Below are 23,340 nucleotides of genomic sequence, written 5' to 3' on the forward strand. Positions count from 1 at the left end.
GCTCATGTTAGCGCTAACAAGCGCTGCTGTTGGCAAGCGCCTGCCACTCGCACGAGCGAGACCAGACAACCACAGCAACTTCGTGTCGGCCCCGTCAATGGGGGCCTGGTCTGGTTTCCCGAGGCAGTGAGCACCATGCAGAAAAACCGTACACCTTTTCCCGCTACGCAACGCCGGCCGTTGGCCGCAGCCATCCTGCTGGCCGTTTTCGGGCAGGGCGCCCAAGCAGCCGAGCCTGCTGAAACGGGGGCTGCGCAGGCCACTGCACTGGGTGCGGTTACCGTGACAGCCACACGCCGCGAAGCCACATTGCAGGAAGTGCCGGTGGCAGTGTCGGTGATTGATGGCGAGCAGTTGGAGCGAGACAACCGCAACAACGTGGCCAGCATCGTCCAGCAGGTGCCTACCCTCAATTACCGCGCCGGGGCCTCGAACAAGGACACCTCGTTGTTCATTCGTGGTGTGGGCACCATTTCCACCTCGCCGGGCGTAGAACCTACCGTGGCCACGGTGGTCGATGGCGTGGTATTCGGCCGCCCGGGCCAGTCGACCTTAGACCTGCTCGACCTGGAACGTATCGAGGTACTGCGCGGGCCGCAGGGCACACTGTTTGGCAAAAATGCCTCGGCCGGCGTGCTGAATGTGGTCAGCAAGGCCATCCCTGAACAGACCCAAGGTTATGTAGATTATTCGCACTTTGGTGGAGGCGACGAAAACCGCCTGCGTTTCGGTATTGGCGGGCGCCTGAGCGAGCAGTTCAAAGGGTCGTTAAGCACCCTGTGGGGCGACTATGACGGCAATGTCGAGAACGTTGCCAATGGTCACGACGTCAATGGCTACGAGCGCAAAGGCGCCCGCGGCAAGCTGGAGTTCGAGCCCAACGAAGACCTGCGCCTGACCCTGATCGCCGACTACATGAAAGGCGAAGACACCTTGCCCAGCGGTGTGATCACCAGCGCCAGCGCCGCCTTCGCCAACCAGTTGCGTCCGGTGACGCCAAGCGCCCACAACCGCGACATCAACAGCGACTTCAAGACCCACGTCGAGGACGAGAACCAGGGGCTGTCGGCGCAACTGGACTGGCAGTTGGGCGACTACACCCTGACGTCGATCAGCGCCTGGCGCGGCTGGGACAACACCCAGTACCAGGACGGAGACCGCCGCGCCTTGCTGCCACTGACCGCGTCCCACGACAAAGGCACGGTGGACTATGACCAGTACAGCCAGGAGTTTCGTCTGACCTCGCCCAAAGGGCAGTTCAACGAATATGTGCTGGGAGCCTTCTACATGCATGGCACGTCCAGAGAGACCTACCAGCGCCTGTCGGTCAACGGCGGTGTTGCCAACAGTGGCCGTGCCGACTATTCCACCACCAACGACAGTGTCGCGCTGTTCGGCGAGAACACGTTCAATTTCACGGACGACTTGCGTGCCATTTTCGGCCTGCGTTGGACCCACGACGACCTCGAATACGACCACCGCCGCGTCTCCACCTCGGCCACTTCTGTAACCGGCATTCAGCCCTCTACCGCCAGCTCGGGGTCGGTGGATGAGGACGGCTGGAGTGGGAGGACCGGCTTGCAATACGACTTCAGCGACAACCTGACCGGTTACGTCACCTATTCGCGCGGCTATAAAGGCCCGGCTTACAACGTGTTCTTCAACATGCAGCCGCGCGACACCGAAGCGCTCAAACCCGAGACCTCCGATGCCTATGAAATCGGTTTGAAAAGCACGGCGCTGGACAATCGCTTGACCGCCAACCTGGCCGTATTCCACACCGACTACGACAACTATCAGGCCAACTTCTACGACACCGTGGCCAACCAGGTGGTGACCCGTCTGGTCAACGCGGGCAAGGTCAAGACCCAGGGTGTGGAGCTGGATGCCAGCTTCCAGGCCACCTCGCGCCTGAAGCTGTCGACCGCGGTGGCTTACACCAAGGCTCGCGTCGATCACTTCAACTGCCCGGCGGGTGCGGCGGCCAGCTGCAACATCGATGGCGGCCGCTTGCCGTTCACGCCGGACTGGAAGACCTACCTGCGCGCCGATTACGTGATCCCGCTGGACAACGGCCTGGATGTGGAACTGAGCAGCGATTACAGCTGGCAGGACGCGGTGCAGTTCAGCCTCGATCAGAACCCGGACACCGTGCAGGGCGCCTACGGCATCTGGAACGCCAGCATCGCCCTGGCCGACTACAACGACGGCTGGCGCGTGGCGCTGCTGGGCAAGAACCTGGGCGACAAGTCGTATGCGCAGATGCTGGCCAGTGGCGGTGACTACATCTACCGCTCGGTACCACGCGATGACGGGCGCTACTTCGGCGTGCAGCTGCGCAAGGATTTCTGAATCTGTGGCTTTTCGGACCAAGGAGAACACTATGCCCCGCCAAATGAACCTGGGTGCCTTTCTCATGGCCACCGGTCACCATGTGGCCGCCTGGCGCCACCCGGACGTACCCGCCGACCCGCTGGATTTCGCCACCTACAAGCGCACCGCACACATCGCCGAAGCCGCGTGCTTCGATGCCTTGTTCGTCGCCGACAGCGTGGCTGCGCCCGGTGACGCACTCGCCAGCCACAGCGCCCGCTCGGTGTACTTCGAGCCACTGACGCTGCTGTCGGCACTCAGTGCTGTTACCGATCGCATCGGCCTGATCGCCACTGCCACCACCAGCTACAACGAGCCGTACCATGTGGCACGCAAGTTCGCTTCCCTGGACCACCTGTCCGCAGGCCGTGCTGGTTGGAACATGGTCACCTCCGACGCTGCCGCCGAGGCCGGTAACTTCGGCCGCCAGGCGCATATTCCACATGCCGAACGCTATGCCCGTGCCCGGGAATTCCAGCAAGTGGTGCAAGGCCTGTGGGACAGCTGGGCCGATGACGCGTTCGTGCGTGACAAGGCCAGTGGCCTGTTCCACGACCCGCAAGCCGTGCGGGCCATCGACCATGTCGGCGAACACTTTCGTGTCAAAGGCCCGCTCAATGTCGCCCGCTCGCCACAGGGGCGACCGGTGCTGGTGCAGGCCGGCTCGTCCGAAACCGGCCGCGAACTGGCGGCCCAAAGCGCCGAAGTGGTGTTCACCGCCCAGCCCAGCCTGGCACGCGCACAGGCCTTTTACGCCGACCTCAAGGGCCGCCTGGCCCGCCATGGGCGGGATGAGCAATCGCTGAAGATCATGCCCGGCGTGTTCGTGGTAGTGGGGCAAAGCCAGGCGCAGGCCGAGGACAAGTACGAACAGTTCCAGACGCTGGTCGACCCGCGTGTCGGGGTTGGCCTGCTTGGGCGCATGCTCGGCAACTTCGACCTTTCCGGCTACCCGCTGGATGGCCCGTTGCCCGAGTTGCCGCCGACCGAAGACGGCCAGCGCAGCCGCCAGCAGTTGCTCACCGAACTGGCCGGCAACGAGCAGCTGACCCTGGCCCAACTGGGGCGGCGCATTGCCGGTGGGCGAGGGCACTACAGCTTGGTCGGTACCCCCGTGCAGATTGCCGATGAGCTGCAAGCCTGGTTCGAAGGCAGCGCCGCCGATGGCTTCAACGTGCTCGTGCCGCACCTGCCACTGGGCCTGGAAGACTTCGCCCGCCATGTAGTGCCCGAGTTGCAGCAGCGTGGACTGTTCCGCCGCCAGTATCAGGGCCACACCCTGCGCGAACACCTGGGCTTGCAGCGCCCAGCCAACCCTTACTTTGCCGAACGAGGCCAACCATGAGCTACACCGCCAACCCCGAGCGCTATGCGCGCATGCCTTACCGACGTGTAGGCCGCAGCGGCCTGGTGCTGCCGGCCCTGTCCCTGGGCTTGTGGCACAACTTTGGCGATGCCACGCCCATCACCACGCAGCGTGCCTTGTTGCACACTGCCTTCGATGCCGGCATCAACCATTTCGACCTGGCCAACAACTATGGCCCGCCCTATGGCAGCGCCGAGACCAACTTCGGCCGGCTGCTGCGTGAAGACCTGCGCAGCTACCGCGACGAGCTGATCATTTCTAGCAAGGCTGGCTGGGACATGTGGCCGGGGCCATACGGGCAGGGCGGCAGCTCGCGCAAATACCTGATTTCCAGCCTGGACCAGAGCCTGGCAAGGCTGGGGCTGGATTACGTCGACATCTTCTATTCGCACCGCTTCGATGCCGACACCCCGCTGGAAGAAACGGCCATCGCGCTGGCCGACATCGTGCGCCAGGGCAAGGCGCTGTACATCGGCATCTCGTCCTATTCCGCCGGCAAAACCGCAGAAATTGCGGCATTGCTCGATGAGCTGAAGGTGCCGCTGCTGATCCACCAACCGTCGTACAACCTGTTCAACCGCTGGATCGAGCGCGACCTGCTCGATACCACGGATGCCTTGGGTGCCGGGGTGATCGTATTCACAGCGCTGGCGCAGGGCTTGCTCAGCGACAAATACCTGAATGGCATCCCGGCCGACGCCCGGGTGAACCGCGCGGGCGGGGGTTCTTTGCTACCCCAGCACTTGTCGGAAGCCAACATCGCCCGTGCACGCGCCCTGAACGACATCGCCCGTCAGCGTGGCCAGAGCCTGGCCCAACTGGCCTTGGCCTGGACACTGCGTGACCCACGGGTGACCTCTGCCTTGATCGGTGCCAGCCGGCCCGAGCAGATCATCGAGAACGTTGCAGCGCTCGACAACCTGGTGTTCAGCGCCGAAGAGTTGGCTGCCATCGACCAGTACGCCGTGGAAGGCGGGATCAACCTGTGGGAAAAACCCTCGACCGACTGGAAGGAGTGACCGATGCGCGTGCTACGCCTTGCCATGCTGTTGTGGGTGGCCTTGGCCGGTGCGGCCCAGGCTGCAGACCCGGCTACCTTGCGCATTGGCTACCAGAAGGGCTCGATCAGCCTGGTGCTGGCCAAGCAGCATCGTCTGCTGGAGCAGCGATTTGCCAATACCCGCGTTGAGTGGATCGAGTTCCCGGCCGGCCCTCAGATGCTGGAGGCGTTGAACATCGGCAGCCTCGATATCGGCTCGACCGGTGATATCCCGCCGATCTTCGCCCAGGCTGCCGGTGCCGACCTGTTGTACATCGGTGCCGAGCCGGCCAAGCCCCAGGCCGAGGTGATTCTGGTGCCGAAGGACAGCCCGATCAGCGCAGTGGGCGAGCTCAAGGGTAAGCGCATTGCCCTGCAGAAGGGGTCCAGCGCGCACAACCTGCTGCTGCGTGCCTTGGCCAAGGCGGGGCTTGGAATTCGCGATGTTCAGCCGGTGTACCTGGCACCCGCCGATGCCCGGGCGGCGTTCGAGCGGGGCAGTGTGGATGCCTGGGCGATCTGGGACCCGTTCTACTCGGCCATCGACCTGGAGGGTAAGGCGCGGCTGTTGGCCGACGGCCAAGGGTTGGGGCTGATCGGGCCGTTCATGCTGGGCTCACGGACCTATGTCCAAGCCCATGGCGCCTTTGTCGGCCAGTTGCTCGATGAAATCAGCCGGGCCGAGGCGCTGACCCGCAGCGATGAGGCTGGGAGCATCCGCTTGCTGGCGCAGTTCATGGGCTTGCCGGAGGCGGTGGTGCAGCGCAGTTTCAGCCACCGGCCGGCATCACCGGTGCTGCCGGTGAGTGATGAAATCGTGTCAGCGCAGCAGCGCACGGCGGCGTTGTTTTTTGACAACAAGATCCTGCCAAAACGGGTCGACATTGCCGGAGCGGTATGGCGGCGGGAATGAGATAGCTGCGAGACACTGGGGGCTGCAAAGCAGCCCCCAGTCCGTTCACCCTTGGGCAAACGCCGTCAGCTTCTCGCCATCCAGCCGGTAGCGCACCCACTCATCCTGCGCCTCGGCACCGAGCTTCTCGTAGAAGCCGATCGCCGGCTCGTTCCAGTCCAGAACGCTCCATTCCAGGCGGCCACACTTGTTTGCCACCGCTTCGCGGGCAATATGTCGTAGCAGTTGCCGCCCGGCACCGTCGCCTCGCTGTTCGGGGGTAACGTACAGGTCTTCCAGGTAAATGCCGTTGCGCCCGAGCCAGGTCGAGTAGCTGTAGAAGTACACGGCAAAGCCGACTGCCCGGCCATCGCGCTCGCACATCAGGCTGTGTACCGTGCTGCCCTCGCCAAACAGGCTGTGCTCGATGTCGGCAAGGGTGGCGACTACCTCGTGGCGGGCGCGTTCGTAGTCGGCCAGCTCGGTGATAAACGCGAGGATCTGCCCGGCATCGGAACGAACGGCAGGGCGAATGGTGAGGCTCATGGTGACGGCTTCCTTGATCCAGGTTTGCGGTACAGTGATGTGTATTCACAAAATTTAATGCAACTGTACAGGTCGCAGGGAAGGGCGACTCCGCTAGTGTGACAGCACCTATAACGAAAGTGGAATGCCCGCCATGCTTGCCTCTGCCGATCTGCTGACCGCCTTCGTGCTGTTTGCCTTCGTGTCTTCCATCACCCCTGGCCCCAACAACACCATGCTGCTGGCCTCGGGGGTGAATTTTGGTGTGCGCCGCTCAATACCTCACGCCCTGGGCATAAGCGTCGGCTTCATGGTGATGGTGCTGGCCGTAGGCCTGGGCCTGGGTGAAGTGTTCAAGGCCTGGCCGCCGCTTTACACCGTGCTGCGCTACACCGGCGCCGTCTACCTGCTTTACCTCGCCTGGAAGATCGCCACCTCCGGGCCGGTCGGCACGGCCTCGTCCAGCACCCGAAAACCGCTGGGTTTCTGGGGGGCAGCGGCGTTCCAGTGGGTCAACCCCAAGGCTTGGGTAATGGCAGTGGGGGCGATCACCACCTACACACCCGCGCAAGGTTATGTGACGAACGTGATTGTGATCGCGGCCTTGTTCGCCTTGGTCAACCTGCCCAGCGTCGGCGTGTGGGTGATGTTTGGCAGCGCCTTGCGCAATCTGTTGCAGAACCCCCGCTGGCTGATGCTGTTCAATGTCCTGATGGCCTTGTTGCTGGTGATTTCACTGTACCCGCTGCTATTTGTAGAATCAGCGTTTTCCTAGCCCCGCGAGTACAGCAAACCGATGCAGTTGATTCCCTGGTCCCACGAATGCGCCGAAGGTTTCACCCTGCGTGGCTGGCGAACCCCGGCCAGTGGCAAGCCGCTGCTGCATTTCTTGCACGGCAACGGTTTCTGTTGCCTGGCCTACCAGCCATTGCTGATGGGCCTGGGCGAGCATTTTGACCTGTGGCTTTGCGACGTTCAGGGGCATGGTGACAGCGATCACGGCGGTGTGTTTCGGGGGTGGAACCGTACAGCCGAGCTGGCAGTGGAAGCTTTTCAGGCCGGGCGTGGCGAGTATGGCGATGTTCCCCGGTTTGCCGTGGGCCACAGTTTTGGTGGCGTGCTCACCGGGCTGATCCTGGCCAGTGAGCCACACCTGTTTGCCCGTGCGGTGCTGCTTGACCCGGTACTGTTCAGCCGGCGCATGATCGGTGTGATGGGGGCGGCTGCTCTGGTTGGCCTGCACCAACGCCATGCCCTGGCGCGCAAGGCTGCCGGCCGCCGCAGCCACTGGCCCGATCGCGAGGCAGCTCTGGCATCGCTGAAAGGGCGGGGCATTTTCAAGGGCTGGGCCGATGCGGCGCTGCAGGCCTATGTCGAACATGCCATCGGTGATTGCGGTGATGCCGTGGTACTCAAGTGCCGACCCAGCCGGGAAGTGGAAATTTTCAGTTCATTCCCCAAGCGCATGTGGGCAAACCTGGCCGCAATCACTACGCCGACGCGGGTGTTGTATGGCGAGCATACTTACCCCTTCGTGCCGCACTCAGTGAACCGTCTGGCGGGGCTCAACCGCACCGTGACTGCACAGCAAGTTGCGGGTGGTCATTGTTTCATGCAGGAAGACCCGGCTGCGGCGGTCCAGCAGGTGCTCGCCTTCTTGCAGGGCTAACTGTTCCATGTATGGAACGATGCATGCCAATTCCGCTGGCTACCGCCAGATTGCCATCATTGATAAGGTTAACTCAGCCAAGAGAGGAGCCTTCTCATGAAACAGATCCTGGGTATCCACCGCAGCCCGCACGCCCATTGGGTGGGTGACGGCTTCCCGGTGCGCAGCCTGTTCACCTACGACAACCTGGCCAGCCGAATCAGTCCATTCCTGCTGCTGGACTACGCCGGGCCCCATGACTTCACCCCCACCAACGCACGGCGTGGCGTTGGCCAGCACCCGCACCGCGGCTTCGAGACGGTCACCATCGTCTACCAAGGGGAGCTGGAGCACCGTGACTCCACGGGCGCTGGCGGCCTGATCGGCCCTGGCGACGTGCAGTGGATGACCGCAGCCAACGGCATCATTCATGAAGAGTTCCATTCCCCGGCCTTTGCCCGCAGTGGCGGTACGCTGGAGATGGTGCAGCTGTGGGTCAACCTGCCGGCGCGAGACAAGCGTGCAGCGGCCGGGTATCAGACGTTGCTGGCGCAGGACATCCCTGAAGTCACGCTGGACGGCGAGGGCGGTAGCTTGAGGGTAATTGCCGGTAGCTACCGTGGGCATACCGGCCCTGCGCGGACGTTTACCCGCTTGGATGTATGGGACCTGCGGCTGAACGCCGGTGTGGCCCTGCAACTGCCGCTGGCCGCCGGGCGCAACGCGGCGCTGGTGGTGTTGCGCGGTAGCGTGCAGGTCAACGGTGAACGCGATGCCGGGCCATCGAGCCTGGTGCTGCTGGACCGAGGTGGCGAGGATGTAACTGTCGAAGCGCTGGAAGGTGCCAGTGTGCTGTTGCTCAGTGGCGAGCCTATCGATGAGCCGATCGTCGGTTATGGCCCGTTCGTGATGAACAGCCAGGCGGAAATTGCCGAGTCGTTCGACGACTTCCATGCCGGGCGGTTTGGGCAGATGCAGGACGAACGTGGTGGTGCGGCCCACTGAGCGATAGCCCGCCCTCATGAACGCTGCCAATACCACCCGTCGCCAAGTGTGCGATTGCGACCGAACACACGGCCCCTGCTGGCAATCATCCACTAAGGTGCTAAAGGATTCCCAGCATCATCATTGCCCGGGCGCATGGAGGCCTGCCCGGGCATGCGCAATATCAATTGGCGCCTCGCCGCACAAGGGCGTAAATCCACACAACAGGCCATCCCACAGAGAGGGTCGTACCATGTCGTTGATTGGAGTTTCGATGCTAGAGATGCGGCAGTTGATCGAGCAGGCCTGCTTGCCTGATCGCTGTGAAGTCAGCTGCCTGGATGGCACCAACCTGACCATCCGCCTGGGTCAGGGTCAGAGTCTCGACGAGGGCGTGACCCTGAGTGGGGTCCCGCTGCAAAGCCTCAACAGCTGCCGTGACCTGGTCCACCTGGTGGGGCAGCTGCACGCGCTGCGTGACAGCCACCCGGTGCCACTCAAGGCCATTGCCTGAGTGAGCCGATGTATACCCGGCCGGCTTGAGCTGGCCGGGTGTACTTGCGTTATCCGGCTTACTGCAGTTCCAGCAACAGGTTCAAACCACCATCCCCGCACTTGCCTTGGTCACGTACGACACCGTGATAACTGCGCCCGTCCCAAATGAACGCCACGCTGTGGGCCCGGTCGACCTTGTCGGGCAGTGGCGGACAAATGTGCAAACGCAACGCTGGCCGGCCCTGCAGGTTGAGGGCGGCGAGTTGGCACTGGCACTCCACGCTTTGCGCCACCGGGCCAAACAGGGTGTCGCGCACGTAATCGAGTTGCAGCGAGGCATTGGGTGCACGACCGGGCATTTTCATGAGCGTGCGGCCGGTGAGTCGTGCGGGGGCATCGGGCAAGGCAAGTACGGCATGGCTGGCTCCTGAGTGTGAGAACGCGGCTTATCCTTTGAAGCTTGCCAAACCAAGATGTTCAACGTGTTTCATGCACGTTCATCGTGTTTGTGTCAGCCACCGGCCTTGCGCAAGGTGAGGTTGATCCGCCGCTCGCCCATGCGCGGATGGACGCCGGGCTTGATGGGCTGCACGCCGTGAAAGCGCAAGCGGTCTTCGCCGCCCCAGATCAACACATCGCCATGGCTCAGGGGTACGCGCTGGGTCTTGTCGGCGCGCTGCAGGCCCCCAAGCAGGAACACGGCCGGTAACCCCAGCGAAAACGACACGATCGGCTGGCTGAAGTCCTGCTCGTTACGGTCCTGGTGCAGGCTCAGGCGGGTGCCGGGCAGATAATGGTTGACCAGGCAGGCGTCGGGGACAAAACCCTCGAAACCCGCCATTGCCGCAGCGCGGGCGGCCAGGCTCAGTATCACAGGGGGCAAGGCGGGCCAGGGCTTGCCGCTGAGCGGGTCGGTGGCACTGTAGCGATAGCCGTGTTCATCACTCACCCAGCCCAGTGCGCCGCAATTGGTCAAGGCCACGGCCATGTGCAGGCCTCCCGGTGTGCGCATGTGCCGGAACGGCGCGGCGCGCAGTACCGGGCGCAAAGCGTCCAGCAGGGGTTCGATTTCGCCCAGCGCGAAGCCGGGCAGCAGCACGGTGTGGCTGGCCAGGCGTTGTGGCTGAGGGCCGAACAGGTCGAGGTCGGACTGGATCATGGCACTGCACATGTTCAAGGGTTACGGCATTGTATCCCGGCATGTGCAATCGAGAAAAAGGAACCGCGGCACCAGGGAGAGGAGCACCGCGGTTCAAGGGGGGAGTCGTTTACTTCTGGGTCACGGTGGCCAGGTTCGCGCTGCCCAGCTGGGTGATGGTGGCGGTTTGGGCGATACCGCTCTGGTCGACGTACGCCTTGTTGCCCTGGCCTCCCTGGGTCACGTAGGCGACGTTGATGCTGTCAGTCTGCTTGATGGTGGCTTCGTTGCCGCTACCGTACAGCTGGTTGGTGTAGCTCTGGTTGCTGTACCCGGACTGGTCCAGCGTGATGGTGTTGCCAGTACCCTGGCTGTTGCCGTAGGCGTAGTTGTCGGTACCGCGCTGGTCGGCGATCAGGATGTTGTCCGTACCGTTCTGCTCGAAATACAGCTCGTTGTTGCTGTCGGCCTGCTTGGTCTGCATCTGGTTGCCTTTACCTGTCTGGGTCAGCGTGGCCAGCTGGTCAGATCCGTTCTGGGTCAGGTTGACGCCGTTGCCGTTACCGTTCTGGTTGATGGTGGCGTTCTGATTGGTGCCGAACTGGCCGCCCATCTTGGCGCCTTTCCAGTTGCTGGCGGTGATACTGTTGCCATTGCCTTTGGTATTGATGGTCAGGTTGAGGTTTTCACCATTCTGATAGGTGAAATGCAGGTTGTTGTTGCCCGTCTGGGTGATGGTGGTGGTCGAGTTGTTGGTCTCGAACTGGTCCGACCAACTGGCGTTGGCGTTGCCTTGCTGCGACAGGCTGACCTTGTTGTTCATGCCAAAGCTCTGGTCGATATAGCCTTCGTTGGACTGGCCGGTCTGGACCACGGAAGCCTGGCTGCCAATCTGGGTGTCCTGCCACACTTCAACCGAGTTGCCGCCACCGTACTGGCCAATGCCAATGGTGCCACCGGTGCCTTCGCGCTGGTCGCCGTAAGCCCAGTTGTCGTGGCCATCCTGGTAGACCTGGATGTCGCCGTCGACATGGTTCAGGTGCTCGGCGGCGGCATAGTTGTCCTGGCCGGTCTGGTTGACGGTACTGCGGTTGTTGCTGCCTCCGAAGGTCTGTTCGATGAAAGCTTCGTTGCGCTGGCCGGATTGCCAGGTGGTGGCTTTGCTGCCTTCCTGGCTGTCCTGCCACACGGTGGATTTGTTACCGACACCTTGTTGGGTTTGCAGCGATTCGTTGTTCAGCCCCACCGACTGGCTGGCGAAAGCATCGTTGTAGCTGCCTGCGGCTTGCTGTTTGATCTGGCTGCCATTTTCGAACAACTGCTCGGCATAGCCCGCGTTGTACTGGCCGGTGGCACTCTGCTGGATATCGCTGGTACTTTCGGTTTGCACGGCCAGGTGATTGTGGCCCTTGCCGGTCTGGTTCTGGGTGGCCGAAGCGAAGGACGCCTGGGTCTGGCTGACTTCGGCGATGTTTTCCTTGCCGTCCTGGGTCTGGGACGAGGTGCTGTCAGCAGCCATGGCCTGACCAGCGAGGGCCAGGACGATAGCGGCACTTAACGGAGCGAGCTTGTACATGGTGGTGCCTCCAGGTCTATCGGTATTGGGTGATCTGCACATGCTGGCCATTGCCGGTCTGGGTCACGGAGCTGTTGAGGCCCGAGCCGGACTGCACGATGCTGGCGCTGTTGTCGTTGCCGATCTGCTCGATGGCTGCACTGTTGCCGCTGCCGCTCTGGCGGATCGATGCGCTGTTGCCATTTCCCTGTTGGCTGATGCTGGCCATCAGGTCACTGCCTTCCTGCAAGATGTACGCTTCCTGCGCACCGCCGGCCTGGACGATGCGGCCCAGCAGGGCCTGGCCGTTCTGGTCGAGGGCGGCGCGGTTGCCCGCCCCTTGCTGCTCGATCACCGCAGCCTGACCGGCACCGACCGGTAGCAGGCGGATGATCACCGGGTCGCCGAGGTCGTTGCCGGGCGCAAGGTCGGCATTGTCCATCAGGTCGTCGGCCCAGCTGGCCTGGCCCACGAGGGCCAGGCTGAGCAGCAGTGGATACAGGCGTTTCATGGCGTTTCCCCGCCTTTACTGCACAACCACGTTGACGGTGCGGGTAGTACCCGGGCTGGTGGTGATGGTCGCCGTCGGCGCGGCGGTCGGGATTATCGTGGTGCTGTTGCTGACGGCCAGGCGCCAGCGGCCGGTAACCGGCACTGTGGCGGTACCCAGCGTCTGCACCCCGGTGGTAGTGGTGACCCGGACCGTGACAACGTTGCCCGTGGTAACCGATGAGGTACCGCTGATATCCCAGTTGTAACGGTTGTTGGAGCGTGCCGTGACGGTAGCTGCCGTGACCGTGAAGGTTTCGGCGGCTGGCCTTGGCGACACGTTGACGGTGACCGTGCCCGGGGTGGACAGCGCCCCCAGCGAGTCACGTGCCTGATAGGTGAAGGTGGTGGTGAAGGCTGCGGTTACCGTGGCCGGTGGGGTGTAGGTCACCGTGGTGCCATCGGTGCTGACGGTGCCTCGGCCTGCCGCCGGTTGGGTGACGGCCGCAACAGCCAACGGCACGTTGCCTTCCGGATCGGTGTCGTTGGCCAGCACGTTGATGGTCAAAGGCACGCTCAGGGTGGCGACGGTTTCCGGGTTGGCGGTTGGAGCCTGGTTGGGTGCAACGTTGATGGTGACTGTTGCCGGTTCCGACTTCAGGCCCTTGGCGTCCACCGCCCGGTAGCTGAAGGTGGCCACCAGTGGTTGCGTAGCCCCGGCTGGCGGGGTGTAGGTGACCGAGGTGGTACCGTTGAGCACCACGCCGCCAAGGCCGGTGCCTGGTTGGGTGAGGTCACTGATGGTCAACGGCACGTTACCGTCCGGGTCACTGTCGTTTTGCAGCAGGTTGAGGGTGATTGGCACACCGACACTGGTGCTACCGACATCGGCCTGGGCCAGCGGTGGCTGGTTGGCCGCCTCGACCGGTGCGTTGCCGACCACGATCACCGGTTCCACATCGCTGCCCCCGTGGGCAGACTTGACCGTAACGGTGGCTGGCGGTTGTGCCACGTCGTTGACCGTGATGCTTTGCAGCGTGCCCGCTTTCGACATGCGGCCGTAGCCTTGGGCGAGCATGTCGGGGATGACGACCTCATCACTGGACATGGCCTCGATCAGCAGGCGTTTGTTGGCCCAGTCATAGCGTGCAGTGCTGACCTTGACCACATCGGTCAACTTGCTCGACAGCGCGGTCGGCTGGGTGCCGCCAGCACTGTTGCTGGCGGTGACCACCACCACCGCAGGCGGTACGTCTTGGCTAAGTTGCTGGCTGAAGAACAGGCCGTTGTTGTCCGCCGTCAGGTTGAACTGGCACGGCGAAGGGGGCGTGCCGATCAGGGCCAGGCCATTGCGCATGCACAGGCTGGCCTCTCTCGGGGCCTTGGCGAACACTTCTACACGGGTGCCGCCACCGGTGCGCGAGTAGGTGGCTCGCTCCAGCGTGACCGGCGTTTGCGCGCGTTGGTCCAGCACTTTGCCCGATACGGTGAACAGTGCGGTCTCGATGCGCCCGGGCGGGCCGTCGATGCGGATGAAGTTGGTGTTGAACGGGCTGCCGACCACGGCTTCCGGGCGATTCGGGTCGCCGATAAAGGTTTCCGTGGCACCGGTGTCCGGGTTGACCTCGGTGTAAGGCCCACCAACCCCGCGCAACCATGGCCCGAGTGCACCGTTGAGTGCCCCGGTGAAGTTGCCCGGTGCGCCGATGCCGATGTCGCGGGTGATGTTGATCGCCCGCCGGCCTGGCGTGGTGACGTTGACCGTTTCCACACCGTAGGGGTGGGTAATGGTGTAGGTACCGGCGCGCGGCACCGAGACGCGGATACGAATGCGGGCGAAGCTCTGCTGGTCGCCGTCTACCGGGTTTTCGGCGGCAAAGGCTGCTTCCAGGCCGGCAACGTAGGCATCCAGTTCATAGCCGCTGTTGCCGACTGCCGGGATGGTGGCCTCGGCCAGGAACCAGAACATCTCTGGCGGCCAGTTGTCGGGGAATACCAACGGCAATGCATCGTCGTAGATGCCGGGCTCTGGCAGCAGCGTGCACATGTAGGATGGCGCGGCGGGGGTGCCGGGTACCCGGGTGCTGGTGGCGCGTGACTGGCACAGCTCCAGGGACTGGTTGAGGCTGTCCTTGTACCACATGGGGTAGCCGCCCGTGGCGAAGGTGTAAGGCCCTGGGTCGACTTCAGACAGCGCAGCAAAGGCGGCGCTGGTAACGGTGAGGGAAAAACCGGCGGCGAACAGCGCACGGCGCGACCAAGTGTTCATGCGGCCTCCTTGAAGGCTGAGCCTTTGTCTGTTCATGGCACCAGCACCACGTCTTCGGTGTCGCTACCGCCATTGGCACTGGTGACCTGCACCTTGGCCGGCGGGATGGGCGAGAGGGTCATGCTCAACGTTTTCACGGCGCCGGTGCCGCCAAGGTTGCCGATCAACGTGCCGTTGCCGGTGTGTGCGGTAAGCACTGGCGGGGTCGTTTCGTCGCTGGTACTGGCCACCAGGGTCAGTTCGCCCGTGGACAGGCGGTATTGGGCCTGGGTAATGGTCACCAGGTCGGTCAATGGCACGTTGCGGGTGGTCAGGCTGCTGGTCGGGATCGCCACGCTGTTGTCGGCGGTCAGCGTCAGGATGCTGCCTGCCGCCGGGTTGAGGGCCGACTGCGCATACCAGGCGCCGGTGCCGTTGGCCTCAGTGAGGTTCAGGCTGGGTGTTTGACTGGTCAGGGTGACACTGGCCGGTGGCGGCGGGGCCATCACGAAGATGTCTTGTTGGGCGCGCAGGTTGCCGTCTTCGGTGTGCCGCGAATAGGTACTGCGCTGTGGCATCAGCGGGGTTGGCAGGGCGACGGTCGAGAGCTTGCCGGATATCGAGAACAGCTCGGTACGCAGGTCGATGCCACCGGGGCCTTCGATGCGTACGAAGTTGGTGTTGAATGGGCTACCGGTTACCCGTTCATCCAGGTTCGGGTCACCGATGAAGCGCTCGCTGCCTTCGGTGTAGGGGCCGTTGACACTGCGCAGGAAAGGCCCGACATCGCCCTTGAGCGCGCCGGTGAAGTCGCCTGCGCCGGCAATGCCGATGTCGCGGGTCATGTTGATCGCCCGGCGCCCGGCGGCGGGCACGTCGAACACTTCGACGCCGTAGGGGTGGGTGACCACGTAGGTGCCAGCGGTAGGCACATCGACCCGGATGCGCACCCGGGCGAAGCTGACCTGGTCACCCTCGACCGGCTCTTCGGCGGCGAATGCCGCTTCGATCGCGGTACCGTAGCTGAGGTCGATGCCACGGGCGGCGTCGACGATGGCGGCGTCTGCAGTGAACCAGAACGCTTCGTCAGGGAAGTTGGTGGGGAAGACAATAGGTTGCGTATCGTCGAATACGCCCGGCGTGGGCAGCAGCGTACACATGTACGCCGGTGCGCCGGGTGCGCCGGCAACCCTGGAGCTGACCGCCTTGGTCAGGCACAGGTCGAGGGTACGACCGTGGCTGTCCTGGTACCAGGCAGGGAAGCCGCCGTTGGCGGGGACGTAGGCGCCTGGATCGACAGCGTTCAGGGCAGCCTGCGCCGGGAGCTGGAGCATGCCGGCGAAAATCGCCACTGCCAGCGGGTGGGGTATCGGTCGGTGCATGAGTCTATTCCTCCTGCAAACGGGCCCATGGACTTGGGGCGTCTGGGAGGAGATCGGCAAGAGCTGTGCCAAAAGCTGGAAAGTGCCTTGAAGGCCTTGCGGCACAAGGGATCCAGTTTTTAAACGGGGCATTCCACACGCTGTCGACGGTGGGCAGCCTTCCCCCAGGATTGGGGATTGGGGGGAGGCCTTTGCGACTCGACAGGCGGGTGCAGTCCCAACTTTGCTACAGTGCATCGGCCTTCCACCTCCCCACGCCGAGCGATGCAATGCAACCCCTCGATCACTTGTCCCTGAACCTGTTCATCGTCGTTTGCGAAGAGGGCACCATCGCTCGCGCCGGCGAGCGCGCTTTCATGGCGCCGTCCGCCGTCAGCAAACGCATTTCGGACATCGAAGCGCGGTTTGGCACCGCCTTGCTCAAACGCAGCAAACGCGGCGTAGAGCCTACCCCGGCGGGGCTGGCCCTGCTGCGACATGCCCGGGACATGACCCGCGCCATGGAGCGACTGGACAGCGAACTTAGCGAATACGCCGAAGGGGCACGAGGCCATGTGCGGGTACTGGCGAACGTGTCGTCGATCATGGAGTTCCTGCCTGAGGAACTCTCGGCGTTCATGCTGGAAAACCCGCTGATCCAGGCCGATATCGAAGAGCGCTTCAGCCCGGACGTGGTGCGCGGTGTGGCGGAAGGCAATGCGGACCTGGGGGTTTGCCGCAAGTCCATGGCGGTGGGCGACCTGGAGTTCGTGCCTTACCGACAGGACCACCTGGCGGTAGTGGTGGGCGCCGAACACCCCTTGGCCGGCCGCAGCCAGGTTGCCTTCGAAGAGACGCTGGCTTATGAACACCTGGGCCTGTCGGCATTCGCCACCTTGAACAGCTTCATGCGCAACAGTGCAGAACAGGCCGGCCGGGAGCTGCGCTTTCGTTCGTATGTGTCCTCGTTCGACGCTGCGTATCGCCTGGTGCAGTTCGGTCTGGGCCTGGCGGTGTTCCCGCAGGAGGCCGTGGCCCGCTATGCAGCGCTGTTCGACCTAAGGGTGATTCCGCTGACCGACGACTGGGCGCTGGGCGAGTTCGTCATCTGCATGCGCGACAGGCACACGCTGTCGCTGTCTGCGCGGCGCCTGCTCGACCACCTGTTACTGCGCGCACCGGCCTGGCAATCGGCAGGCTGATCCATCGTGGCTGACGATGGATCAGCCCGTGAAACACGTCTTTTCTGCTTGCCATGCAGCTCTTAGTCTGGCGCAACGCTTCAGACAGAGAGACCGTGATGACAACAATAACAATCAACGAAGTCGGCATGCGCGATGGCTTGCAGAGCCTGCAGACAATCATGCCGACGGCCGCCAAGCGCCGCTGGATCGACGCCGCCTACGCCGCTGGCGTGCGCCACATGGAAGTCGCCTCGTTTGTGCCGGCGCGCTTGCTGCCACAAATGGCCGATGCCCGCGAAGTGGTGGCCCATGCCCTCACATACCCGGGCTTGCACGTCACCGTGCTGGCCCCGAACCTGCGTGGTGCCCGGGACGCATTCGAGTCCGGCGCCCACCGCATCGTTGCCCCGGTATCGGTCAGCATGGCGCACAGCCTGGCCAACGTGCGGCGCACACCCAGGGAAATGGTCGAGGAGCTGGGGCGCATGTGCCAACTGCGTACCGAAATGGGCCTGCACGAGGTGCAGGTCATGGCGGGCATGTCGGTTGCCTTTGGCTGCACCCGCCAGGGTGAAGTGCCGCTGGCCGACCTCTGCGCACTGACCCGCCACGTGATCGAAGCCGGTTGTGACCTGGTCTCGTTAGGCGACACCACGGGCTACGCCAACCCGGGCCAGGTGGCGAAGGTGCTGCAGGCTGTGCGTGCGCTTGCCGGTGACCGTCTAAAGGCCGCGCATTTCCATGATACCCGTGGCCTGGCCCTGGCCAACAGCCTGGTTGCGGTGCAACAGGGCATCCGCGAGCTGGACGCTTCGCTGGCTGGCCTGGGGGGGTGCCCGTTTGCCCCTGGCGCGTCTGGTAATACCGTCACCGAAGACCTGGTGTTCATGCTGCAGAGCATGGGCTACGACACGGATATCGACCTGCCTGCGCTGATCGAGTCGCGCCGGGTACTGAGTGAGGCGCTGCCGGACGAGCCACTTTACGGTTGCATTGCCCGCGCCGGATTGCCGCTCAACTTCGCCAATGCAGCCCACCACGCCTGACCCGCACGCACGAGGAATATCACGATGTCCAGACTTCCCTTGGACGGCATTCGTGTCGTCGAGATTTCGCACATGGTCATGGGCCCGACCTGCGGCATGATCCTCGGTGACCTTGGCGCCGAAGTGATCAAGATCGAACCGGTGCGTGGCGATGGCACACGCCGGCTGCTGGGCGCAGGGGCGGGTTTTTTCCGAACGTTCAACCGCAACAAGCAATGCATCGCCGTCGACGTCGAAACGCCTGAGGGCCGTGAGGCCGTGCTGCAACTGATCGACACTGCTGACGTGTTCATCGAGAACTTCAAGCCCGGGCGCATGCGCAAGCTGGGCCTGGACTACGCCGCGCTTCGCCAGCGTAACCCTCGGCTGATCTACGCCTCGCACAAGGGCTTCCTCAGCGGGCCCTATGACAACCGCCTGGCGCTGGACGAGGTGGTGCAGATGATGGCCGGCCTGGCCTACATGACCGGGCCGGTAGGCCGCCCGCTGCGCGCGGGCAGCTCGGTGAACGACATCATGGGCGGCATGTTCGGTGCCATTGGTGTGCTGGCCGCGCTCAACGAGCGCCACACCAGCGGCACCGGCCGCGAGGTACAAAGCGCCCTGTACGAGAACTGCGTGCTGCTGGCCGCCCAGCACATGCAGCAGTACGTGGTCACTGGCGAGGCAGCGGCGCCGATGCCCAACCGTATCAGCGCCTGGGCCATCTACGACGTGTTCACCTTCGCCGGTGGCGAGCAGATGTTTGTCGCCGCCACCGGTGAAGGGCAGTGGCATGCGCTGTGCCAGTTACTGGGGCAGACGGCCTTGCTGGATGACCCGACACTCGCCAGCAATAACGACCGTGTGTTGCAACGGCCGCGCTTGCTCGCGCACCTGGCCGAGGTATTCGCACCGCTGAACGCCGGGCAATTGGCATTGCAGCTGGAAGCCAATGGCATTCCCTTCGCCCCCATCCGCCGCCCGGAAGAATTGTTCGATGACCCGCACCTGCAACAGAGCGGCGGCATGGCCGACTTGCAACTGGAAGACGGCAGCCACACGCCGATGCCATTGCTGCCGCTGTCGCTGGACGGCCAGCGCCTGCAGCCGCGCCGAGCTATTGCGCGGATTGGCGAGCACACCCGCCAGGTGATGCGCGACCTGGGCTATAGCGATGCACACATTGCCGAGCTGTGCGCGGCGGGTGTGCTGAAAACCGACGACGCGGCGTGAGGGGGGCTTGAGATGGCGATCTATCAATACGACACCCTTGCGCCCAGCCTGCACCCGGAAACATTCGTTGCCGAGGATGCCAGCGTGATCGGGGACGTTACCCTCGAACAAGGTGTCAGCGTGTGGCCACAGGCCGTGCTGCGCGGAGACAACGAACCCATCCGGATTGGCCGGTACAGCAATGTACAGGAAGGCGCGGTGCTGCATGCCGATCCAGGCTTTGCGCTGACCGTGGGGCAGGGCGTCACCATCGGCCACCAGGCCATGCTGCATGGCTGCACCATTGGTGACGGGGCGCTGATTGGCATCCAGGCGGTAGTGCTCAACGGCGCGGTCATCGGCAATAACTGCCTGGTCGGTGCTGGCGCAATCGTCACCGAGGGCAAGGTGTTTCCGGACAACTCGTTGATCCTGGGGGCGCCGGCCAAGGTGGTGCGCGAACTGACACCGGACGCTATCGCCGCCATGCGGCGCAACGCCACCGAATACGTTGGCAAAGGCCAGGCCTTCAAGGAAAAGCTGATCCGCATCCGCTGAAAACCCTGCAAGTGGCGCCCGCCGAGGCGCTGCTGCTCTCCAATAATTACAAGAATGGAGATCCACCATGGTTGCCATGACCGGCGAACTGGCGCGTGAGCGCACCGATAGCCACATCAACGAACTGCTGCTATACCGCCGTGTGGCCTGGCGCATCATGCCGCTGGCCATCATCTGCTTCCTGTTCTCGTACTTCGACCGTATCAACATCAGTTTCGCCAAAGCCCAGATGCAGCAGGAACTGGGCTTGAGCGATGCCGCCTATGGCCTGGCCGCAAGCATGTTCTTCGTCGGCTATGTATTGTTCGAGGTGCCCAGCAGCCTGGGCCTGAAACGCTACGGTGCGCCGGCCTGGATCTGCCGGATCATGGTGTCGTGGGGCCTCGCCACGGCTGCATTGGTGTTTGCCTATACCCAGTACACCCTGTACTTCCTGCGTTTTCTCATCGGGGTGATGGAGGCCGGTTTCGGTCCGGCGATCCTGTTCTACCTGGCGTGCTGGTTCCCCCGCAAACACCTGGCAAAGATGAATGGTTTGTGGTTCCTTGCCGTGCCGCTGGCCGGCGCGGTGGGTGGCCCGGCAGCAGGCTTTTTGCTGGGGACAATGGACGGCGTGCTGGGCCTGGCCGGTTGGCACTGGCTGTTCCTGATGTCCGGCCTGCCTTGCGTGGTGCTGGGCCTGCTGGTGCTGAGGAAGCTGGACCGCGACATCGACGCGGCGAAATGGTTGAGCCGTGAAGAGAAAGACGTGCTGAAGGAAAACCTGGCCCAGGACAAACGCACCGAAAAACCCATCCTCGGCTCGCTCTGGCGGGTACTGCTGACCCGTGAAGTCGCGATCATGGCGTTCATCTACTACGTGGTCAAAACCGCGTCCTATGGCCTTAACTTCTGGATGCCACACCTGATCAAGTCATCGGGCGTGCAGGACATGCTCTGGGTCGGCGTGCTGTCGGCGTTACCCTATGCGGTGGCCTGTATCGGCATGGTGCTACTGACCCGGCGCTCCGACCGTACCGGTGAACGCAAGCGCTACCTGGTGTATTGCCTGCTTGCAGCGGCCATCGGCTATCTGCTGGCGTGCCTGTTTTCCGACTCGTCAATGGCGATGATGGCCGCACTGGTGCTGGCTACCGCAGGCACCTTTATCGCCATCCCGATCTTCTGGACCATTCCCCAGTCGACCTTCTCGGGGCTTGCGATCGCCACAGGCACCGCTGCGATCAACTCGGTGGGGCAACTGAGCGGTATCGTCGCACCGGTGATGGTGGGCAAGATCAATGACCTTACCGGCAGCACCTACATGGGCATGCTGTCGATCGCCCCGCTGATCCTGATCGCCTGCCTGGTGGTGATGCGCTACGTGCGCAACCCCAAAAGCTGATTGGCGCTGAGTCTTCGAACAACAAGAACAAGGCACACCCATGATCATCCGTTTCCGGCGAGCATCGCTGATGCTCGCGGCGCTTTGCTGCGCCTGCCAAACCGCCCAGGCTGCCTTCGTCGATGACGGCAGCGGTAGCCTGGAACTGCGCAATTTCTATTTCGACCGCGACTTTCACGGTGACAGCGCCACGCAATCCCGGCGCGGGGAATGGGCCCAAGGGTTTCTGCTGCGCTTGCAGTCTGGCTACACCGACGGCGTGGTCGGCTTCGGCGTGGATGCGGCGGGCATGCTTGGGTTCAAGCTGGACTCCTCGCCCGACCGCAGTGGCACCGGCCTGCTGCCACGGGGCAGCGACAAACGAGCGGCGGATGACTACGCCAAGGCCGTGGCTACCTTCAAGGCCAGGCTGGCGCAGAGCGAACTGAAAGTCGGCGGCCTGAGCCCGCAATTGCCGCTGCTGGCGTCCAACAACAGCCGGCTGTTCCCCCAGTGGTTCAACGGTGCGCAGCTGGTGAGCAAGGATCTGGACCGGTTTACCTTTACCTTGCTGCAAGTCGATGCCACCAAGTTGCGCGACTCCACTGACTACGAAGACCTGACGGCCATGGCGCAGCAAGGGGCCTATTCGGCAACAGTCACCAGTGACCGGCTTTACTACGTTGGTGCGGACTACCAACCCCTGAACAACCTGACTTTCAGCCTGCACACCAGTAAGCTGGAGGACCTGTTCCGCCGTGATTTTGCCGGGTTCAAGTTTAAGACCCGCCTGGGGCCGGGGGATGTCTTCACCGAGTGGCGCTGGTTCAATGCTCGCCAGCAAGGCCGGGCATTGTTGGGTGAAGTCGACAACCAGACCCTCAGCACCAACGTCGGCTACAGCATTCAGGGCCACACGTTCAGTGGTGGTTATCAGAAGGTGAGCGGTGACACGGCGTACGCCTATGTGGGCGGTACCGATACCTACCTGTTCAGTGAACAGCAGGTCAGCACCTTTGCCTTGGCCAACGAGCGTGCGTGGATGCTGCGCTACGACTACAACTTCGCCGCCTTGGGTATCCCGGGGCTTACGTTCAATGTGCGTTATGTGAAGGGCGACCAGGTGGAGCCGCAGCGTATAGCCAGCGTGAAGGGCAGAGCCCTGGCGACAGACGATGGAGAAGGGCGGGAGTGGGAGCGCACCACGGATATCACCTACGTGGTGCAGTCGGGGCCACTCAGGCATGTGTCGCTGCGCTGGCGAAATGCGAGCATGCGCTCGAACTTTGCCGATGCAGCGGATGAGAACCGGGTGATTGTGGGGTACACGGTCGAATTTTGAACATCATGGGGCCGGTGCACCCTTCGACTTCGACGTCCGCGGTTTGCGTGGTTTTTTCTCCGGACGCTTGCCAGGCTTGAGCTGCCAGCGATCGGCGTTGGCGAGCAGGCGTTCTTGAATGGCCGGCGGGTAGTCGCTGAGGGTCGTCACCGGTGGGACGGGTTTGCCAGGCATACCCGCCTCGCGGATGACCTTTGGCCAACGTGGTCGCCAGCACAGCAGCAGGCTGAGCCAATGGCCGGTACCTACGATGACGAAGGCGGGCCAGATCATGAGCAGGACGACTTTGAACAGCCAACTGCTTTTGCGGAAGAAGCGACCAAGGCCTTCGAACTGGGCGCTGAAGGCCTGGATGGGTGAGGGCAGTTGGGTGCTCAGGCGAGGGCGGGGGACGGCGTGCGGGCCTTCTTCCATGTAGCGGCGAATGAACTCCCACTCGTCGCGGAGTTCACTGCCGCCTTGGCCTTGTTTGCCGATCTGGGCTATTTCCATGTGCGGGAGACCGGTACGGCTCGGGTGCCAAATTAGGGCAAGTCGTAT

At 63.2% G+C, this 23,340-nt stretch carries 22 protein-coding genes; 14 read left to right on the forward strand and 8 right to left on the reverse strand.

Going from position 1 to position 23,340, the window contains the following annotated elements; all coding sequences use genetic code 11:
- Positions 1–135 precede the first annotated feature (135 nt).
- The 4 genes from B9A31_RS21210 to B9A31_RS21225 are packed head-to-tail and all read left to right on the forward strand — an operon-like array spanning position 136 to position 5,691.
- Positions 136–2,352 carry a TonB-dependent receptor gene (locus B9A31_RS21210; RefSeq protein WP_027609794.1) on the forward strand — a complete coding sequence of 739 codons (2,217 nt, stop codon included), beginning with the start codon at positions 136–138 and terminating at the stop codon, positions 2,350–2,352.
- 31 nt (positions 2,353–2,383) lie between these two features.
- On the forward strand, positions 2,384–3,718 hold the full coding sequence (locus B9A31_RS21215; RefSeq protein WP_019099251.1) for an LLM class flavin-dependent oxidoreductase: 1,335 nt from the start codon (positions 2,384–2,386) through the stop codon (positions 3,716–3,718).
- Positions 3,715–4,758, forward strand: coding sequence for an L-glyceraldehyde 3-phosphate reductase (gene mgrA / locus B9A31_RS21220; protein WP_019099250.1), 1,044 nt, complete (start codon positions 3,715–3,717; stop codon positions 4,756–4,758). Before B9A31_RS21215 ends, mgrA begins: the two co-directional genes overlap by 4 nt.
- Positions 4,759–4,761: 3 nt before the next feature.
- The gene (locus B9A31_RS21225; RefSeq protein WP_027609793.1) at positions 4,762–5,691 is read left to right on the forward strand and encodes an aliphatic sulfonate ABC transporter substrate-binding protein; all 930 of its coding nucleotides are present in this window, start codon (positions 4,762–4,764) and stop codon (positions 5,689–5,691) included.
- Positions 5,692–5,736: 45 nt separating this feature from the next.
- Here B9A31_RS21225 and B9A31_RS21230 read toward each other — a convergent pair whose 3' ends face one another.
- Positions 5,737–6,216 carry a GNAT family N-acetyltransferase gene (locus B9A31_RS21230; RefSeq protein WP_019099249.1) on the reverse strand — a complete coding sequence of 160 codons (480 nt, stop codon included), beginning with the start codon at positions 6,214–6,216 and terminating at the stop codon, positions 5,737–5,739.
- Between the two features lie 124 nt (positions 6,217–6,340).
- On the opposite strand from B9A31_RS21230, the gene B9A31_RS21235 reads away from it, so the two are divergent.
- The 4 genes from B9A31_RS21235 to B9A31_RS21250 all read left to right on the forward strand — a co-directional run bounded on the left by B9A31_RS21235 (position 6,341) and on the right by B9A31_RS21250 (position 9,341).
- Positions 6,341–6,970: a LysE family translocator gene (locus B9A31_RS21235; RefSeq protein ID WP_019099248.1), complete on the forward strand. Its 630-nt coding sequence runs from the start codon at positions 6,341–6,343 to the stop codon at positions 6,968–6,970.
- A gap of 21 nt (positions 6,971–6,991) precedes the next feature.
- Entirely contained in the window at positions 6,992–7,864 is an 873-nt protein-coding gene (locus tag B9A31_RS21240) for an alpha/beta fold hydrolase (RefSeq protein WP_019099247.1), read from the forward strand.
- 96 nt (positions 7,865–7,960) lie between these two features.
- Positions 7,961–8,848: a pirin family protein gene (locus B9A31_RS21245; RefSeq protein WP_025752920.1), complete on the forward strand. Its 888-nt coding sequence runs from the start codon at positions 7,961–7,963 to the stop codon at positions 8,846–8,848.
- A gap of 232 nt (positions 8,849–9,080) precedes the next feature.
- Positions 9,081–9,341 carry a DUF1652 domain-containing protein gene (locus tag B9A31_RS21250; protein ID WP_016714039.1) on the forward strand — a complete coding sequence of 87 codons (261 nt, stop codon included), beginning with the start codon at positions 9,081–9,083 and terminating at the stop codon, positions 9,339–9,341.
- A 58-nt stretch (positions 9,342–9,399) separates the two neighbouring features.
- Here B9A31_RS21250 and B9A31_RS21255 read toward each other — a convergent pair whose 3' ends face one another.
- The 6 genes from B9A31_RS21255 to B9A31_RS21280 form a co-directional block, all read right to left on the reverse strand.
- Complete coding sequence (locus B9A31_RS21255; RefSeq protein ID WP_019099245.1) at positions 9,400–9,687, reverse strand: hypothetical protein; 288 nt, start codon at positions 9,685–9,687, stop codon at positions 9,400–9,402.
- Between the two features lie 146 nt (positions 9,688–9,833).
- Positions 9,834–10,481: a DNA oxidative demethylase AlkB gene (gene alkB / locus B9A31_RS21260; RefSeq protein WP_026020489.1), complete on the reverse strand. Its 648-nt coding sequence runs from the start codon at positions 10,479–10,481 to the stop codon at positions 9,834–9,836.
- 109 nt (positions 10,482–10,590) lie between these two features.
- Complete coding sequence (locus B9A31_RS21265) at positions 10,591–12,036, reverse strand: curlin (protein ID WP_019099243.1); 1,446 nt, start codon at positions 12,034–12,036, stop codon at positions 10,591–10,593.
- 16 nt (positions 12,037–12,052) lie between these two features.
- On the reverse strand, positions 12,053–12,526 hold the full coding sequence (locus B9A31_RS21270; RefSeq protein WP_016714043.1) for a curlin: 474 nt from the start codon (positions 12,524–12,526) through the stop codon (positions 12,053–12,055).
- A gap of 15 nt (positions 12,527–12,541) precedes the next feature.
- Positions 12,542–14,773, reverse strand: coding sequence for an Ig-like domain-containing protein (locus tag B9A31_RS21275; protein WP_027609792.1), 2,232 nt, complete (start codon positions 14,771–14,773; stop codon positions 12,542–12,544).
- Positions 14,774–14,805: 32 nt separating this feature from the next.
- A complete protein-coding gene (locus B9A31_RS21280; RefSeq protein WP_019099240.1) occupies positions 14,806–16,134 on the reverse strand; it encodes a hypothetical protein in 1,329 nt (442 codons plus the stop codon).
- 269 nt (positions 16,135–16,403) lie between these two features.
- Between B9A31_RS21280 and B9A31_RS21285 the strand changes: the two genes are divergently transcribed.
- From B9A31_RS21285 to B9A31_RS21310, 6 genes are all read left to right on the forward strand, one after another.
- Complete coding sequence (locus B9A31_RS21285) at positions 16,404–17,315, forward strand: LysR family transcriptional regulator (RefSeq protein WP_019099239.1); 912 nt, start codon at positions 16,404–16,406, stop codon at positions 17,313–17,315.
- A gap of 98 nt (positions 17,316–17,413) precedes the next feature.
- Positions 17,414–18,343, forward strand: a complete 930-nt coding sequence (locus tag B9A31_RS21290; RefSeq protein WP_025752915.1) for a hydroxymethylglutaryl-CoA lyase — start codon at positions 17,414–17,416, stop codon at positions 18,341–18,343.
- A gap of 24 nt (positions 18,344–18,367) precedes the next feature.
- Positions 18,368–19,558, forward strand: coding sequence for a CaiB/BaiF CoA transferase family protein (locus B9A31_RS21295; protein WP_025752913.1), 1,191 nt, complete (start codon positions 18,368–18,370; stop codon positions 19,556–19,558).
- 12 nt (positions 19,559–19,570) lie between these two features.
- Positions 19,571–20,095: a gamma carbonic anhydrase family protein gene (locus tag B9A31_RS21300; protein WP_019099237.1), complete on the forward strand. Its 525-nt coding sequence runs from the start codon at positions 19,571–19,573 to the stop codon at positions 20,093–20,095.
- 67 nt (positions 20,096–20,162) lie between these two features.
- The gene (locus B9A31_RS21305) at positions 20,163–21,479 is read left to right on the forward strand and encodes an MFS transporter (RefSeq protein ID WP_019099236.1); all 1,317 of its coding nucleotides are present in this window, start codon (positions 20,163–20,165) and stop codon (positions 21,477–21,479) included.
- A gap of 40 nt (positions 21,480–21,519) precedes the next feature.
- Complete coding sequence (locus tag B9A31_RS21310; RefSeq protein WP_027609790.1) at positions 21,520–22,800, forward strand: OprD family porin; 1,281 nt, start codon at positions 21,520–21,522, stop codon at positions 22,798–22,800.
- A gap of 3 nt (positions 22,801–22,803) precedes the next feature.
- Here B9A31_RS21310 and B9A31_RS21315 read toward each other — a convergent pair.
- Positions 22,804–23,340: DUF6708 domain-containing protein (locus B9A31_RS21315; protein ID WP_371851096.1), on the reverse strand; the 537-nt coding region annotated here is incomplete at its 5' end.

The organism is Pseudomonas sp. URIL14HWK12:I5, from assembly GCF_900176445.1.
Classification (GTDB): Bacteria; Pseudomonadota; Gammaproteobacteria; order Pseudomonadales; family Pseudomonadaceae; genus Aquipseudomonas; species Aquipseudomonas monteilii.

Excerpts from the sequence above, each read along its gene's own strand:
- B9A31_RS21210 (WP_027609794.1), top strand. The coding sequence starts at position 136 with ATGCAGAAAAACCGTACACCTTTTCCCGCTACGCAACGCCGGCCGTTG.
- B9A31_RS21215 (WP_019099251.1), top strand. The coding sequence starts at position 2,384 with ATGCCCCGCCAAATGAACCTGGGTGCCTTTCTCATGGCCACCGGTCAC.
- mgrA (WP_019099250.1), top strand. The coding sequence starts at position 3,715 with ATGAGCTACACCGCCAACCCCGAGCGCTATGCGCGCATGCCTTACCGA.
- B9A31_RS21225 (WP_027609793.1), top strand. The coding sequence starts at position 4,762 with ATGCGCGTGCTACGCCTTGCCATGCTGTTGTGGGTGGCCTTGGCCGGT.
- B9A31_RS21230 (WP_019099249.1), bottom strand. The coding sequence starts at position 6,216 with ATGAGCCTCACCATTCGCCCTGCCGTTCGTTCCGATGCCGGGCAGATC.
- B9A31_RS21235 (WP_019099248.1), top strand. The coding sequence starts at position 6,341 with ATGCCCGCCATGCTTGCCTCTGCCGATCTGCTGACCGCCTTCGTGCTG.
- B9A31_RS21240 (WP_019099247.1), top strand. The coding sequence starts at position 6,992 with ATGCAGTTGATTCCCTGGTCCCACGAATGCGCCGAAGGTTTCACCCTG.
- B9A31_RS21245 (WP_025752920.1), top strand. The coding sequence starts at position 7,961 with ATGAAACAGATCCTGGGTATCCACCGCAGCCCGCACGCCCATTGGGTG.
- B9A31_RS21250 (WP_016714039.1), top strand. The coding sequence starts at position 9,081 with ATGTCGTTGATTGGAGTTTCGATGCTAGAGATGCGGCAGTTGATCGAG.
- B9A31_RS21255 (WP_019099245.1), bottom strand. The coding sequence starts at position 9,687 with ATGAAAATGCCCGGTCGTGCACCCAATGCCTCGCTGCAACTCGATTAC.
- alkB (WP_026020489.1), bottom strand. The coding sequence starts at position 10,481 with ATGATCCAGTCCGACCTCGACCTGTTCGGCCCTCAGCCACAACGCCTG.
- B9A31_RS21265 (WP_019099243.1), bottom strand. The coding sequence starts at position 12,036 with ATGTACAAGCTCGCTCCGTTAAGTGCCGCTATCGTCCTGGCCCTCGCT.
- B9A31_RS21270 (WP_016714043.1), bottom strand. The coding sequence starts at position 12,526 with ATGAAACGCCTGTATCCACTGCTGCTCAGCCTGGCCCTCGTGGGCCAG.
- B9A31_RS21275 (WP_027609792.1), bottom strand. The coding sequence starts at position 14,773 with ATGAACACTTGGTCGCGCCGTGCGCTGTTCGCCGCCGGTTTTTCCCTC.
- B9A31_RS21280 (WP_019099240.1), bottom strand. The coding sequence starts at position 16,134 with ATGCACCGACCGATACCCCACCCGCTGGCAGTGGCGATTTTCGCCGGC.
- B9A31_RS21285 (WP_019099239.1), top strand. The coding sequence starts at position 16,404 with ATGCAACCCCTCGATCACTTGTCCCTGAACCTGTTCATCGTCGTTTGC.
- B9A31_RS21290 (WP_025752915.1), top strand. The coding sequence starts at position 17,414 with ATGACAACAATAACAATCAACGAAGTCGGCATGCGCGATGGCTTGCAG.
- B9A31_RS21295 (WP_025752913.1), top strand. The coding sequence starts at position 18,368 with ATGTCCAGACTTCCCTTGGACGGCATTCGTGTCGTCGAGATTTCGCAC.
- B9A31_RS21300 (WP_019099237.1), top strand. The coding sequence starts at position 19,571 with ATGGCGATCTATCAATACGACACCCTTGCGCCCAGCCTGCACCCGGAA.
- B9A31_RS21305 (WP_019099236.1), top strand. The coding sequence starts at position 20,163 with ATGGTTGCCATGACCGGCGAACTGGCGCGTGAGCGCACCGATAGCCAC.
- B9A31_RS21310 (WP_027609790.1), top strand. The coding sequence starts at position 21,520 with ATGATCATCCGTTTCCGGCGAGCATCGCTGATGCTCGCGGCGCTTTGC.